We start from the raw sequence: 14,851 nt of genomic DNA, 5'->3' as shown, positions 1-14,851 counted from the left end.
TATGCCCATCGCAACGCCCGAACAATATGCACAGATGCTCAATGCGGCGAAGGAAGGCGGGTTCGCGTTCCCCGCGATCAACTGCACGTCGTCGAACACCATCAACGCAGCCCTCAAGGGCTTCGCAGATGCCGGCAGTGACGGCATCATCCAGTTCTCCACCGGTGGCGCCGAGTTCGGGTCGGGCCTGGGTGTCAAGGACATGGTCACGGGCGCTGTCGCACTGGCCGAGTTCGCCCACGTCGTTGCCGAGAAGTACGGCGTGACCGTGGCGCTGCACACCGACCACTGCCCCAAGGACAAGCTCGACACCTACGTGCGCCCGCTGCTCGCCATCTCCCAGGAGCGCGTCGACGCCGGAAAGAACCCGCTGTTCCAGTCGCACATGTGGGACGGCAGCGCGGTGCCGCTCGACGAGAACCTGGAGATCGCCAAGGATCTCCTGGCCAAGGCTGCAGCCGCCAAGATCATCCTGGAAATCGAGATCGGTGTCGTCGGCGGTGAAGAGGACGGTGTCGAGAACGAGATCAACGACAAGCTGTTCACGACGGCCGAAGACTTCGAGGCCACTCTCGAAGCACTCGGTGCGGGCGACTCCGGTAGCCGATACCTGCTGGCTGCGACCTTCGGCAACGTCCACGGTGTCTACAAGCCAGGCAACGTCAAGCTGCGTCCCGAGGTCCTCAAGATCGGCCAGGAAGTCGCCGTCAAGAAGCTCGGCCTGCCCGATGGTGCCAAGCCCTTCGACTTCGTCTTCCACGGTGGATCGGGGTCACTCAAGAGCGAGATCGAAGAGGCCCTGGGCTACGGCGTCATCAAGATGAACGTCGACACCGACACCCAGTACGCATACACCCGGCCGATCGCCGGTCACATGTTCGCCAACTACGACGGCGTCCTCAAGGTCGACGGCGACGTGGGCAACAAGAAGGTCTACGACCCCCGCGTTTACAACAAGAAGGCGGAGGCGTCGATGACCGAGCGCGTCATCGAGGCGTGCACCGACCTGAAGTCGACGGGCAAGTCCATCAGCGCCTAGAGGAGTAGCCCCACCAGGACAGCGACTCCCAGCAGCACCAACGCAGCGGCCGCACACAAGACCGAGGTATCAACCCGGCGGTGTGGCCGCTGTGTTGTCGTCATACGCGGTGGGTCGAACGGGTACGGATCAGCCGTTTGTGGGACCTGTTGTGCCGGCGGGACGCCGTAGTGCACGGGTCGCTGAACGTAGTGGCCGGGTGGGCCCTGCCGACCGCCCGGCCCGGGCCGGAGGTCGGGTGCCGGCTGGGCGTAGTGGCCGGGCACCGGACGATGGCCCGACTGGCGGTACTGCTCGGGGGGAGCGGGCGGCCGGCGGGTCACCTGCGGTGCGAGTCGCGGCGGTGGACCTTGGCGCGGGACCGGATTCGGCCGGGTCGGCGGCTCGTGATCATGGTGGGGTGCCGATGCCGGTGGGCGCTGCGACGCGATGGGCAGGGTCGCCGCGTTCACCACCCGGTGGGCGGGTCGGGCTGGACCAGCGGGCTGCCGGTCTTCCGGAGAGGGCACGTGACGAGCCTATCGGGCGCGCTGCATCCGTGTGGGGCACATGCGGGCGCAGTCATTCGGTCAGTCGTACGGCCGCTACGCCTTGCAGACCTTCCATTCGCCGTCGATCTTGCTCAGTGTCAGCGCGACGTCGAGCTTCTGGTCGGGGGTCGCGGTCTTGAAAGCGCTCACCTCGACCACCGCGCTGTTGCCGTCCTCGACGATCTTGGACGCCTTGACCCCGTCGACCCCCACCAATTCGTTGTTGGCCTTCTGGATGCGGTGGTCCTCGGCGAACTCCTGGTCGGACATCCCCGCGAAACGTGCCTGCGCTTCTCCACAGGTGATCGAGCGGAGGACCACGATGTCGCCGTCACGGAGCGCCGTGGTGTATTCCAGCGCGGTGTTCGCCGCAACGTCGGCCGGGGGCACATCGTCGTCTTCACCGGTGGCGACCACGCCGATGACGGCGGCCACGACGCCGATGATCACGATGAGAGCCGCGATTCCGATCCACAGCCTCTTACGCGACTTCTTGGGCGCGACACCGGTTGGTCGGTTCTGCGGGGTGCCGCCGGGTGCGATGTACTGCGGCGCAGACGGTTCAGCCTTCCACCCGGCTGCCTGGGCCGCACGTTCCTGCGGACGGGACGCCTTGGTGACGCTGATCCGTTCGGTCTGCGTGTCGATGACCTCCGTCGGCGCGGAGGAATCGGTGGCGATCACCTGGGTTTCGCTCTCGTCCGCGGGTGAGCCGACGACCGGTGGCTCTGGGTCGGAGGACGTCGTCTTCTGGAGGCCGACCGGCGCCACCGCCGCGAACTCGGTGGTCTCGTTGTCATCGGTGGTCTCGTTGTCATCGCCGGGTTCGCCGGCAACGATGGCGACGGTGTCCGCTTCGGAATCCGCCGTCGCGGTGGATTCGGTTTCGGCGGTGTCGTCGACCGACTCGTCGGCGGCCAACTCCGCGGGTGAGGGCTCTGGAGGCGCCTGTTCTGCAGGTGACGATTCCGGGGACGGAGCCTCCGCCGCGGCCGGTGCCTCGACGGTCTCTGGAGCCTCGGCCGGAGTTTGATCGCTCCCAGCTTCTTCGGTGACCTCAGCCTCTTCGTCGACCTCAGCTTCTCCGTCGTTCAAGGTTTCTTCGCCGTTCGCGGCGTCCTCGTCGCTTGCCGGTTCTTCTGTGTCCTCCGACGGTTCCGGTGTCGCGGATTCAGGAGTGACGTCCTCAGCAGCGACCTCGGTGGAGGCGTCCTCCTCGGTCACTTCCGGAGCGGCAGAGGTCTCGGATTCGGTCGCTGGAATGTCGGTCGAATCGACGACCGGGGCCGTCGGCGTATCCCGACCCGGTTCTTCCTGCGACAACTGTTCCCCCTGTGGTGATGTTTCTGTGACCGGTGCTCGATCCGTGACTGGCGCTTGATCCTGCGACGAGGCCTGACCCGGGCCTGTTTTCCCTTCGCGACGCTTACGGATGGCCGAAAGTGCGCGACTGACAACAGAATTGCCTTCATCGTTAGGATGTGACATGCACCAGGTCCCCGTCCTCGAGCGACATCGATTGTGACGCGCGAGGTCGCAGCCGATGATCGGCAAGACATACCTGCGCAGCGTCGGGCCCACCCTATCGAATGGATCGTCGACCGGACGGGTGACCCGGGCCATGAGCAGAGCTGCGACAATGGGCCGATGACGTCGTTCGGAGATCTTCTCGGCCCCCAGCCCACCCTGTTGACCGGAGACGACGAGGCGGAGTCGGAACTGCTCAATGGAGCCGACCCCGCTGCCGTCGCCGCCGCACATCCCACCGCCTCCGTCGCCTGGGGCGCCCTCGCCGAGGCCGCCCTGAAAGACGGCGCGACCATCACCGCGTACGCGTACGCGCGCACCGGCTACCACCGCGGTCTCGATCAGCTGCGTCGCCATGGCTGGAAGGGCTTCGGTCCGGTGCCGTGGAGCCACGAACCGAACCAGGGCTTCCTGCGTTGCGTCGGGGTGCTGGCGCGGGCCGCACAGATCATCGGCGAAGAAGACGAGTACCTCCGCTGCCTCGACCTGTTGAACGAAAGTGACCCCGCAGCCGCCGGCGAGCTCGGCCTCGCCTGAGCCGCCACCGAGCGGTCCGCCGGTCGAGCGGATAAAGCTCCTCCCGACCCTCGGCCGTGACCGGTTGCCGCCGCGCGTGCGGGCTCCACTGCACCGCGTTCGACTGTCGCTGCTGCCCGTCCTCCAGTGCTCTCTCGCGGCTGGGCTCGCGTGGTGGATCGCAAGTCAGGTCTTCGACCACGAACGGCCCTTCTTCGCGCCGATCGCTGCGGTCGTGTCCCTCGGGCTCTCGCTGGGTCAGCGCTGGCGTCGCGCCCTCGAGGTGGCCATCGGTGTCACCGTCGGCGTCGCGGTCGGCGACCTGATCATCTCGGTGATCGGTTCGGGAACCTGGCAGATCATGGTCGTCGTCGCCATCGCGATGTTGTGTGCGGTGTTCGTCGACAAGGGGCCGCTGGTCCCGATCCAGGCGGCGAGTTCGGCGGTGCTGGTGGCCACGCTGTTGCCGCCGGGTGGAGTGGACGGCTACCACCGCGTGATCGACGCACTCATCGGTGGGCTGGTCGCGATTCTCGTGGTTGCACTTATCCCCACCCACCCCGTCCTGCGCGCTCGCCGCGACGCCGCAAATGTGCTGACCACCATGTCGGACGTACTCGCCGAGGTCGCCGAAGGTCTGCGGCGCATGGACCACGAGCGGCTCAGCGAAGCTCTCGAGAACGCCCGCACCACGCAGGCCGGTATCGATGCGCTGCGGTCGGACATCTCCGGCGGCCAGGAGATCAGCCGGATCTCGCCGCTGCACTGGGCCCGTCGTTCGCGACTCGATCGCGTCACCGCGATGGCCGATCCCATCGACAACGCCGTCCGAAACGTTCGGGTGTTGACTCGCCGCGCCGCTGCCTCGACCGAGCGCGGTCAGAAGATCAAACCCGAGATTGTCGACCTCATCGGGCAGCTCGGCCACGCCTTCGATGTCCTCAACGACATGATGCTCGCCGATCCCGGTCAGATGCCCGATCAGGTGGAGGCGGCGAGGGTGTTGCGGAGTATCGCGCGCCGGACCAAACCCGAGTTGGTCGAGGGCAGCGCGTTGTCGGAAACCGTGATCCTCGCCCAGCTCCGCTCGACACTCGTCGATCTCCTCATGGCCTGCGGGCTCTCGCGGGTCTCGGCGATGGCCACGCTGAGATAGCGGCGACCAGCCCCTCCTCTTGCAACACATGCACGATCATGCATATATTGGTGATCGGTCCTGGTGTCGGGGCAAGAACAGGGGAATGAACTGATGGGTCACACGCACAGCCACGGTCCTGGTGCGGACGGCGAGGCCGACGGCAGCGAGCGCAGGCTCTGGCCGATGGTGGCCGGGGCGATCATCATCTCGGTCTTCTTCGTGGTGGAACTGACGGTCGGCATCTCGGTCAATTCCTTGGCCCTGATCGCCGACGCCGGGCACATGCTCACCGATGTGGTGGCCATGCTGATGGGGCTCGGCGCGCTGCTGCTGAGCCGGCACGGGAGCTCGGACGGAGTGAAGACGTTCGGTTGGCATCGCGCGGAGGTGTTCACCGCCGTCGCCAATGCGGTGTTGCTGATCGGGGTCGCGGTCTTCGTCCTCTATGAGGCAGTGGAGCGGATCGGCACCGATCCACAGGTGCCGGGGCTGACTCTGGTGATCGTCGCGCTGATCGGCCTCGCCGCGAACATCGTCGTCATGCTGCTACTGCGCAGCGACTCCAAGGGCAGCATCGCTGTGCGCGGGGCCTACATGGAGGTGCTCGCCGACGCCGTCGGTTCGATCGGAGTACTGATCGCCGGCATCGTCACCATGACGACCAGCTGGCCGTATGCCGACCTCGTCGTGGCTGTCCTCATCGCGCTGTGGGTGGCACCCAGGGCTGTACGGCTGGCGCTCGACGCACTGCGGATCCTGGCTCAGCAGGCGCCCCAGCATGTCGACGTCGACAAGGTCCGCGCCGACCTGACCGCCCTCGACGGGGTCACCGAGGTCCATGACCTGCATATCTGGACCCTGACCACCGGCATGGACGTCGCCACGGTGCACGTCACCGCCACCGCGGACAACGCCGTCGTTCTCGGCGCCGCCCGCGAAGTCCTCGACTCCCATGGGCTGACCCATGCCACCATTCAGGTCGATCCCGTCGGGATGCAGGCCGACTGCCACAAGAAGATCACCTGGTAGCTCCGATGATGTGCCCTTGTGGCGGAGTCCACCAGGGCTTTCCCTCGCCACAAGGGCACATCATCGGAGGTGGGATCAGGTGTCTTCGGGCTCGACGCGACGCAGGACGGTGATCGCGCGGGGTCCGACGGTGATCGTCGCGGGAGCCGGCAACGGGTCTGCTTCCTCGTCAGGGCTCATCGTGTCGATCACGACCTCCCACTGCTCGCCGTATTCCGCAGGCACGGCGAAGTCGATGGGCTCGTAGTGCGCGCTGAGCAGCAGTAAGAACGAATTGTCGGTGATCCGCTCGCCGAAGTCGTCGACCTCCGGAATGGCGCCGCCATTGAGGAACAAGCCGACGGCGCGACCGAAGTCCGCGGACCAGTCGTCTTCGGTCATCTCGCTGCCGTCGGGCCGCAGCCAGGCGATGTCGGGCAAGGCGTCGGCGGAACGCTGCATCGGCCGACCCTCGAAGAACCGGCGGCGACGGAAGACTGGGTGCGCGGCGCGAAGCGCGGTGACCTCTTGGGTGAAGGCGAGCAGACCGGTGTCGACGTTCTCCCAGTCGATCCACGTCAGCTCGTTGTCCTGGCAGTACCCGTTGTTGTTGCCCTGCTGCGTACGACCGAGTTCGTCGCCGTGGCTGATCATCGGGACACCCTGCGACAAGAGCAGGGTGGTGATCATGTTGCGGCTCTGACGGGCTCGCAGCGCCAAGATCTCCGGATCGTCCGTCTCACCTTCAACGCCGCAGTTCCACGACCGGTTGTGGCTCTCGCCGTCCGCGCTGTCCTCGCCGTTCTCCTCGTTGTGTTTCTCGTTGTACGACACCAGGTCCCGCAAGGTGAAGCCGTCGTGCGCGGTCACGAAGTTGATCGAGGCCGCAGGCCGTCGGCCGTCGTGCTCGTACATGTCCGCCGAACCCGTGATGCGGGAGGCGAACTCACCCAAGGTGTCGGGTTCGCCTCGCCAGAAGTCGCGGACGGTGTCGCGGTACTTGCCGTTCCATTCCGTCCACTGCGGCGGGAAGTTGCCCACCTGATAACCGCCGGGGCCGACGTCCCACGGCTCGGCGATGAGCTTGACCTGGCTGACGATCGGGTCCTGCTGGATGAGGTCGAAGAAGCTCGAGAGCCGGTCGACGTCATAGAACTCGCGGGCGAGGGCGGAAGCGAGGTCGAAACGGAAGCCGTCGACGTGCATCTCGGTGACCCAGTATCGCAGCGAATCCATGAGGAGCTGCAGCGAATGCGGGTGCCGCACGTTGAGGGTGTTCCCGGTGCCGGTGTAGTCCATGTAGTACTGCAGGTCGTCTTCGACGAGCCGGTAGTACGACGCGTTGTCGAGGCCACGGAACGACAACGTCGGTCCGAGGTGGTTACCCTCCGCGGTGTGGTTGTAGACGACATCGAGGATGATCTCGATACCTGCCTCGTGGACGGCCTTCACCATCGACTTGAAGTCCTGAACCTGCCCTGAGAGCGAGTCGGTGCGAGAGTACTTGGAGTCGGGTGCAAAGAAGCCGATCGTGTTGTAGCCCCAGTAATTCGACAGGCCCTTGTCCTGCAGCACCGAATCGTCCGCGAAATGATGGACCGGCATCAACTCGAGCGCGGTGACCCCCAGCTCGGTCAGATGGTCCAGGATCGCCGGGTGTGCGATGGCGGCGTACGTCCCTCGGAGTTCCTCTGGGATACCCGGATGAGTCTCGGTGAGTCCCTTGACGTGTGCCTCGTAGACGACGGTGTCGGGGTAAGAGTGTCGCGGCGGGCGGTCGACGCCCCAGTCGAAGAACGGGTTGATCACCACAGACTTGGGCATATACGGCCCGGAATCCTCGTCGTTACGAGACGACGGATCGTCGAACTGGTAACCGAAGACCGCTTCCGCCCACTCGAACTTGCCGTCGATGGCCTTCGCGTAGGGATCGAGCAGCAGCTTGTTCGGGTTGCACCGTTGTCCCTGCGCCGGATCGTGCGGACCGTGGATTCGGTAGCCGTAGCGTTGACCGGGCTCGACACCGGGCAAGAAGCCGTGCCAGACGAAACCGTCGCGCTCGTGCAGGTCGAGTTGGGTCTCGGCGCCCGAGTCGTCGATCAGGCACAGCTGCACCCGTTCGGCGACCTCGCTGAACACGGCGAAGTTGGTGCCCGCCCCGCTGTAGTTCGCTCCCAGCGGATAAGCGGTACCCGGTCGGATCTGCAAGTTGTGCCTCCTGGCATCGGACGGAGATTTCGAGCCTACTGGCGTCGGAGTGGACATGCTGAGATGACAGCGCCGATGCTGACCGCCGGGAGCTACCCGCTACCGCCAGAAAACAAACAACTGCCAGCCCCAGGACGCCAGGCCCCGATCCGCGCCGCCGAGTTCGAACAGGGAATAGACGAAGTCGAAGAAGGCGCGGTTGAGCTGTGGAATCAGCAAGAGGCCAAAAATTATCAAGAATCCGTATTGGCCGACCGGCGCTACCTTGCGGCGGGTCTCCGGCGAGAGATAGGGCTCGATGATGCCGTAGCCGTCGAGTCCGGGAATCGGCAGCAGGTTCAACAGTGCCGCGGTGATCTGCAGCACGGCCAGCATCGACAGCGCCGACCAGAAATTGAGCTCGGGGAAGACCGCGTAGAGGTCTTGGCTCCCGATGACTGCGAGCAGGATCACCGCGAACGCGATGTTCGTCAACGGGCCCGCGGCGGAGACGATGCAGCGTTGGGCCTTCGTGAAACCGGCTTGGTTCACATACACTGCGCCGCCGGGGAATCCGATACCGCCGAGCAGGATGAACAAGAGCGGCAAGGCAATCGAGAGACCGGGATGTGCATACTTCAGGGGATTGAGGGTCAGATACCCGCGCAGTTCCGCGCCGTGGTCGCCGAACTTGAAAGCGGTGACGGCGTGGGCGAACTCGTGCAGGCACAGGGACACCACCCAGCCGCCGATCACGAGGAGCAGTGCCCCGATGATCGCGATGGCGGTCCGCTCCCCGCCGGAGTTCCACAGGATCACACCACCGAGGACCGTTGCGGCGACCACACCCAGGAAAACCGGCCCGGGCCGAACGGCCCGGGCGACGGCCCGCGTGGTGCCCGCGGTCATCTCGTTGCCCTGTGGGAGTGAGGTCTCATGGCCGGACCAGCTTCCAATTGTGTTGATGGCGATAGAAGGTCGACCGCTTCGTCGGTCTCGGTGCGGTGATGCCGTCCCGTTCGACGATCAGGGCGGGGGCGCCGGTCTGCGCGGCCCGGCCGAGGTGCCACTTCGCGCGGAACCGCTTGTCGAGCCGCGCTCGGACACCGGGCATCGTCGCGGTCGGTTCGACCACGACGGCCTTGGCCTTGCCTCGGACCAGGAGTTCGCTGTCGACGTAACTCTCACCGTCGAACGGCCCCTCGACCCCACGCTGCCGGGCCTGTCCGAGCAGGACGATCGCCATGTCGTCGCGGATGAGGGGAAGCTCCTCGGCCGCACCGTCCACCGCGAGCGCGGTCGCCGCGGGCCCGGTCGGTAACCCGTAGATCGTGCTCGCCGGCGTCGGGTGTGGCAGGACCAGTGCGATCTCGAGGTCGAGGCGCTCGGCGAGCATGATCCGGCCCACGACCGCGGCGCAGAAGGCGTCAGGGAGCTCGGGCCCGGCCACCACCACGAGTCGGGTGAGCGATTCGTCCGCCACTGCGCCGTTGATCGCGGCGATGATCGACGCCCGCTCACGCACCGCCTCGATGCGAGGTAGGCCTGCCGGCGTCAACTCCGACTGCGCCCCGGCCTCGGCGATCACCTGTATCTGTCCTGGTCCCACCGCATCCTCGCTCACCTCGCACGCCCGACGCCTGCGATCCTACGGATCGCCTCCGGCGCGCCGTTCCGCCACGTCAGACCTGCCCAAGAGACCTCGATCACGTAAATGTCGGCTCGACCCAGTAGGGTTGACCCACGGTTCGGCGTGCGCATCTGCATGTCGTCCGGAAGGAGCGCGTACATGCCTGCGATCGTGCTGATCGGCGCCCAGTGGGGCGATGAAGGTAAAGGCAAGGCCACAGATCTCTTGGGTGGTCGCCTGCAATGGGTGGTGCGGTACCAGGGCGGAAACAACGCCGGGCACACCGTGGTCTTGCCCAACGGCGAAACATTCGCCTTGCACCTCATCCCGTCAGGGATTCTGACCCCCGGCGTCAAGAACGTCATCGGTAACGGCGTCGTCGTCGACCCCGGTGTGTTGCTGACCGAGCTGGGCGGACTCGAGGATCGCGACGTCGACACCAGTGGTCTGCTGGTCTCGGCCGACGCCCACCTGTTGATGCCGTACCACGTGGCCATCGACAAGGTCACCGAGCGGTTCCTCGGCAACAAGAAGATCGGCACCACCGGTCGCGGCATCGGGCCGTGCTACCAGGACAAGATCGCACGCGTCGGGGTCCGGGTCGCGGATGTGCTCGACGAGAGCATCCTGACCCAAAAGGTCGAAGCCGCACTGGAGTTCAAGAACCAGATCCTCACCAAGATCTACAACCGGCGGGCGCTGGAGCCGGCGAAGGTCGTCGACGAAGTCCTCGGCCAGGCCGAAGGTTTCAAGCACCGCATCGCCGACACCCGGCTGCTGCTCAACCAGGCGCTCGAAGCCGGTGAGACCGTCCTGCTGGAAGGATCGCAGGGCACGCTGCTCGACGTCGACCACGGCACGTATCCCTTTGTGACGTCGTCGAATCCGACGTCCGGCGGTGCTGCCGTCGGGTCCGGTATCGGACCCACCCGCATCACCACCGTCCTCGGAATCCTCAAGGCGTACACCACCCGCGTCGGCTCGGGCCCGTTCCCGACGGAACTGTTCGACGAGTGGGGCGCCTACCTGGCCAAGACCGGCGGCGAGGTCGGTGTCACCACCGGCCGGGCCCGCCGATGCGGTTGGTTCGACGCCGTCATCGCCCGCTACGCGACGCGAGTCAACGGCATCACCGACTACTTCCTGACCAAACTCGACGTCCTCTCGAGCCTCGACACCGTCCCGATCTGTGTCGCGTACGAGGTCGACGGCGTGCGGGTCGATGAGATGCCGATGACGCAGACCGGCTTTCACCACGCCAAACCGATCTACGAAGAGATGCCCGGCTGGTGGGAAGACATCTCTCAGTGCACGACGTTCGACGAGCTGCCGCAGAACGCACAGAACTACGTGCTGCGACTCGAGGAACTGTCCGGGGCCCACATCTCGTGCATCGGCGTCGGGCCGGGCCGCGATCAGACGATCGTGCGCCGCGACATCCTCTGACTCGAGCGGGCTCGATCTCTCGAATCTCCCGCCGAACGCACCGGCGGTCGCGCGTTCAGCGGGACAATTTCTGAAAATCGTCCCGATCTCCGTCCTGCCCTGTGGTAGACATCACTCCAGGGAAGCAGTCAGTGCTGACTGTAGGATGGGGGAGCGGGATGGAACAGGTGACGCGGCGGGCAGTGTTGAAGGCCGCGGGGGTAGGCGCTGCCGTTGCAGGATCCACGCTGGTGGTGCCGTCGCTGACGGGGGCCGGCGGCGCGGGCCATACCGCCGACGGGGGCAGGTCGCGGACGAGGGGTCGCGATCTTCGGTGGCGGTATGTCGGGGTTGACGGTCGCACACGAGCTGATCGAGCGGGGTTTCTCGGTCACCGTGTACGAGCCGGCATTCCTCGGCGGCAAGGCCCGCAGCATGGATGTGCCGAACACCGCCGCCGGGGGCAGGCTCGCACTTCCGGGCGAGCACGGATTCAGGTTCTTCCCCGGCTGCTACCAGCACGTGCCGGACACCATGGAGCGGATTCCGGTCGGCGGTGCCGGCAACGTCAAGGACTCCCATCTGATCAACGTCGAAGGTGCGGTCATCGCCTTGGACGAGGCCGGGTACGCGCCGATCACGGTGCCGCAGTCGGTCAACGGATTCGTCGAACACGCCAGTGCGATAGTCAATCTCGAGAACCTGCGCAACTCGATCACGACGTCTCTCAAGATCGTGGGCGACATCCCGCCGCAAGAGCTCGCGTTTTTCGTCACCCGCGAGCTGATCATCGCCACGAGTTGCGAGGAGCGCAGGCTCGGGCAGTGGGAAAAGCAGTCCTGGATGGAGTTCGTCAAAGCAAGGGGCAAGTCGAGCGCCTATCAGAAGTACTTGGTCAGTGCGCTGACAAGGGCGACGGTTGCGGCGAAGCCCGACCTGGGTTCGGCGCGGACGATCGGGCAGATCGGCCTCGCGCTGGTCACCCCCGCGACCGGGCTGATCAGTCAGTACGCAGGCACCATCGTCGGCGGCGGAGTCGACCGGGTTCTCAACGCCCCGACCGACCATGTTTGGATCAACCCGTGGGTCGACTACCTCCGCGGGCGCGGGGTGAAGTTCGTGATGGGTCAGGGTGCCACCGCATTCGACGTCGCGGGCGGTCAGATCACAGGAGTGCAGGTGTCGGACGGCGCCGGGTCGTCGTCGACGGTGACCTCGGACTGGTACGTCGCGGCGATGCCACTCGATCGGCTCAAGCCCCTGTTGCGACCCGCGGTGCTGTCGGCGGCGCCCTCGCTCGCGGGCATCGCTGAGCTGCAGGACGACTGGATGGTGGGCATCCAGTACTTCCTGTCCAGGCGCTCTGACGTCCCGCCGAGCCACATCGCCTCGCTCGGCACCCCATGGGCACTGACCGGACTGTTCCAGGCCGGTCCGTGGGACGTCGACTTCGGTCGCAAGTACGGTGACGGACGGGTTCACGATTGTCTGTCGGTGGACGTCTCCGACTGGGACACCCCGGGAATCCTGTACGGCAAGACCGCCAAACAGTGCAGTAAAGAAGAGATCGCCAAGGAGGTCTGGGCGCAGATGAGCCGCGCGCTGAACCGAGGGTCGACACCGATCCTGCGGGACAGTGAATTGGTCAGCTGGCATCTCGATCCCGGAATCACTTGGAATCCAACGATTTCCAACGCCACGCCGTTGATGGTCAACACGGCCGATTCCTATCAGCACCGACCCACGGCCGACACCGCCATCCCGAACTTCTTCATCGGCGGCGACCATGTTCGGACCAACATCGACCTCGCGACGATGGAGGGTGCCAACGAATCGGGCAGGCGCGTGGCCAATGCGATCCTCGATGCGTCGGGAAGCAATGCCGAGCGGGCGGCGGTGCACCCGTTGTGGGAGTTGCCGTTCCTCGATCCGTTCAAGCAGACCGACCGCGACCGGTACCGGGCGGGCCTGCCGCACATCATGGACGTCTGACTCGGCGGTAGTGTTGTTCCATGACGGACGGATCCGTATCTCTGGGCGGCACACGACAACTCGGGGTGCAACAGCTCAAGAGCACGAAGAGCCGCAATCAGATCCTTGACGCTGCGATCGACGTTCTCATCAGCAAGGGATACGCGCAGGCCAGCACGCTGGCGATTCAAGAGGCCGCCGGCGTCTCGCGGGGGCGGCTGCTGCATCACTTTCCGTCGCGCGACGACCTGCTGATGGCGGCCGTGCATCACCTGGCGCGGGTGCGTATCGAAGAGTTGCCACAGCGGGTCGAGTGGCCGGACGATCCGATCGAGCGCATCTCGGTCGGTATCGACACCGGGTGGTCGACGTTTCATCAGCCGTACTTCGTTGCCTCGATCGAGCTGTGGACGGCAGCCCGTACCAACGAGCGGTTGCGAAGTGCGCTGCTGCCGGCCGAACGTGAGCTGGGACCAGTCGTGCGGGCGGCCGTCGACTCGTTCCTCGGCCCGGTACTCACTGCGGCCCCGCGGACCGACGAGCTGTATCCGGTCCTGCTGTCGAGCATGCGGGGTGCGGCGATGACGTATTTGATCGATCGCCGGGATCCGCGCGACGACCCGCATCTGCCGCTGTGGAAGACGCTGACCGCCGAGTATCTGCTTCCCGACTGACAAACCCAGGCCGTCCAGGCAAAATCACGTGCTGCAGCACCTGGGTTTGCCTGGAGCGACTGGGTTTGTCGCGGTGTCCACAGATGCGCAATTGATCCACAGCTCGCCCGGAAATCGGTCTATCACAGACGATCACCGCACGGACGCGTTCGATGATCCGTCCATGGACTTCTTGCCCGCACCTGACGGTCTGATCCGTCGAACGGACGGCCACTCCGACGACGACGAACTGCGGCGCGGCGTACGCCGCGGGAAACTGGTTCGCGTCACACGAGGCGTGTATCGCCCCGTCGACCCGGATGGGAACACCCGAGACCCCGATCACGACGAGCAGTACGCCGAACTCGTGATTGCCGTGGCCGGTCGGTCGAAGCAACGGGTGGTGAGCCATGTGTCCGCCGCCGCGATCCACGGCCTGAACCTGCTGGCGCCGGACCAGCGGCTGGTCCACTTCTACGTTGCGGCCGGTGGATGCCGAACCCGGGAAGTCCATCTGCACGAGGGTGGCGCACTGCGGGAGTCCGACACCACCGTGGTCGACGGCGTCCTGCTGACCAAACTGGCGCTCACCGCCTGCGACGTCGCACGTCAAGGAACGTTCGCTCAAGCGGTTGCCGTCCTGGACCACGCCCTGCGTTTGGGTGTGGCCCGCAGCGAACTCGGCTCCATCGCGCAGCGGTTCGGCAAGACCAAAGGGATCGGGACACTGCGCCGAGCGCTCGAGGTCGCCGACAAGAACTCCGAGTCCGTGGGCGAATCCCTCAGTCGGGCATTGATGATCGAGTGGTCCGAGATACCGGTGCCGTCGCTGCAGACCGAATACCGCGACGAGCACGGGCAACTGATCGCTCGCGTCGACTTCGACTGGGACGGCAAGGTCGTCGGTGAGTTCGACGGAAAGGTCAAATACGAGAAGAACCGCCGTCCCGGGGAGAGCGCTTCCGATGTCGTGTTCCGCGAAAAACAGCGCGAGGACCGCCTACGTGACGAAGGTCTGACCGTCGTCCGGTGGGTGTGGGACGACTTCAGGAAGCCGCAGATCCTGCGTGCGCGGATACGCAGAGCGCTCACGCAGGCCGGCGTCATCTGACCCACAAAACCAGGTCGTTCAGGCAAAACCAGGCGCCGCGCGGTAGTTGTCAACCTGAGGTTCCCCCCAAACCGTAGAGGCATCGATAATGAGGAGCACGATGTCTGAGAAGCGGA

12 protein-coding genes and 1 pseudogene are annotated in these 14,851 nt (G+C 65.6%); 8 read left to right on the top strand and 5 right to left on the bottom strand.

Annotated features, from left to right (window positions below; translation table 11 throughout):
- The first annotated feature begins 1 nt into the window (after position 1).
- Positions 2–1,039 carry a class II fructose-bisphosphate aldolase gene (gene fbaA, locus BFL43_RS02555; RefSeq protein WP_084890489.1) on the top strand — a complete coding sequence of 346 codons (1,038 nt, stop codon included), beginning with the start codon at positions 2–4 and terminating at the stop codon, positions 1,037–1,039.
- On the opposite strand, the gene BFL43_RS28355 is transcribed toward fbaA, so the two are convergent.
- On the bottom strand, positions 1,036–1,548 hold the full coding sequence (locus BFL43_RS28355) for a hypothetical protein (protein WP_143695042.1): 513 nt from the start codon (positions 1,546–1,548) through the stop codon (positions 1,036–1,038). The two genes, fbaA and BFL43_RS28355, sit on opposite strands and share 4 nt — an antisense overlap.
- 75 nt (positions 1,549–1,623) lie before the next feature.
- Positions 1,624–2,892 (bottom strand): DUF4878 domain-containing protein, encoded by a 1,269-nt coding sequence (locus BFL43_RS02550; protein WP_084890487.1) that lies wholly within the window; start codon positions 2,890–2,892, stop codon positions 1,624–1,626.
- A 324-nt stretch (positions 2,893–3,216) separates the two neighbouring features.
- On the opposite strand from BFL43_RS02550, the gene BFL43_RS02545 reads away from it, so the two are divergent.
- From BFL43_RS02545 to BFL43_RS02535, 3 genes are all read left to right on the top strand, one after another.
- Positions 3,217–3,633, top strand: a complete 417-nt coding sequence (locus BFL43_RS02545; protein WP_084890515.1) for a DUF3151 domain-containing protein — start codon at positions 3,217–3,219, stop codon at positions 3,631–3,633.
- A gap of 64 nt (positions 3,634–3,697) precedes the next feature.
- A complete protein-coding gene (locus tag BFL43_RS02540) occupies positions 3,698–4,768 on the top strand; it encodes an FUSC family protein (protein ID WP_240498012.1) in 1,071 nt (356 codons plus the stop codon).
- Positions 4,769–4,861: 93 nt separating this feature from the next.
- Positions 4,862–5,779 carry a cation diffusion facilitator family transporter gene (locus BFL43_RS02535; RefSeq protein ID WP_084890483.1) on the top strand — a complete coding sequence of 306 codons (918 nt, stop codon included), beginning with the start codon at positions 4,862–4,864 and terminating at the stop codon, positions 5,777–5,779.
- 75 nt (positions 5,780–5,854) lie between these two features.
- Here the strand turns inward: BFL43_RS02535 and glgX are convergent, their stop codons facing one another.
- The 3 genes from glgX to BFL43_RS02520 are packed head-to-tail and all read right to left on the bottom strand — an operon-like array spanning position 5,855 to position 9,569.
- Positions 5,855–8,023: a glycogen debranching protein GlgX gene (gene glgX, locus BFL43_RS02530; protein ID WP_084890481.1), complete on the bottom strand. Its 2,169-nt coding sequence runs from the start codon at positions 8,021–8,023 to the stop codon at positions 5,855–5,857.
- 42 nt (positions 8,024–8,065) lie between these two features.
- Positions 8,066–8,854 carry a site-2 protease family protein gene (locus BFL43_RS02525; RefSeq protein WP_084890479.1) on the bottom strand — a complete coding sequence of 263 codons (789 nt, stop codon included), beginning with the start codon at positions 8,852–8,854 and terminating at the stop codon, positions 8,066–8,068.
- Positions 8,855–8,879: 25 nt separating this feature from the next.
- A complete protein-coding gene (locus BFL43_RS02520; RefSeq protein WP_240498011.1) occupies positions 8,880–9,569 on the bottom strand; it encodes a hypothetical protein in 690 nt (229 codons plus the stop codon).
- A gap of 165 nt (positions 9,570–9,734) precedes the next feature.
- On the opposite strand from BFL43_RS02520, the gene BFL43_RS02515 reads away from it, so the two are divergent.
- The 4 genes and pseudogenes from BFL43_RS02515 to BFL43_RS02500 all read left to right on the top strand — a co-directional run bounded on the left by BFL43_RS02515 (position 9,735) and on the right by BFL43_RS02500 (position 14,735).
- The gene (locus BFL43_RS02515) at positions 9,735–11,021 is read left to right on the top strand and encodes an adenylosuccinate synthase (RefSeq protein ID WP_084890477.1); all 1,287 of its coding nucleotides are present in this window, start codon (positions 9,735–9,737) and stop codon (positions 11,019–11,021) included.
- Positions 11,022–11,179: 158 nt separating this feature from the next.
- Positions 11,180–12,992: pseudogene (locus BFL43_RS02510) on the top strand (FAD-dependent oxidoreductase).
- Positions 12,993–13,012: 20 nt separating this feature from the next.
- Positions 13,013–13,645: a TetR/AcrR family transcriptional regulator gene (locus tag BFL43_RS02505; protein WP_084890475.1), complete on the top strand. Its 633-nt coding sequence runs from the start codon at positions 13,013–13,015 to the stop codon at positions 13,643–13,645.
- Between the two features lie 163 nt (positions 13,646–13,808).
- A complete protein-coding gene (locus BFL43_RS02500) occupies positions 13,809–14,735 on the top strand; it encodes a hypothetical protein (protein WP_143695040.1) in 927 nt (308 codons plus the stop codon).
- Positions 14,736–14,851: the final 116 nt, after the last annotated feature.

It is taken from the genome of Williamsia sp. 1135 (genome assembly GCF_002095395.1).
Classification (GTDB): Bacteria; Actinomycetota; Actinomycetes; order Mycobacteriales; family Mycobacteriaceae; genus Williamsia.
Note: the sequence above shows the minus strand (reverse complement) of the source record. Positions and strands in the feature narration are given on the sequence as shown.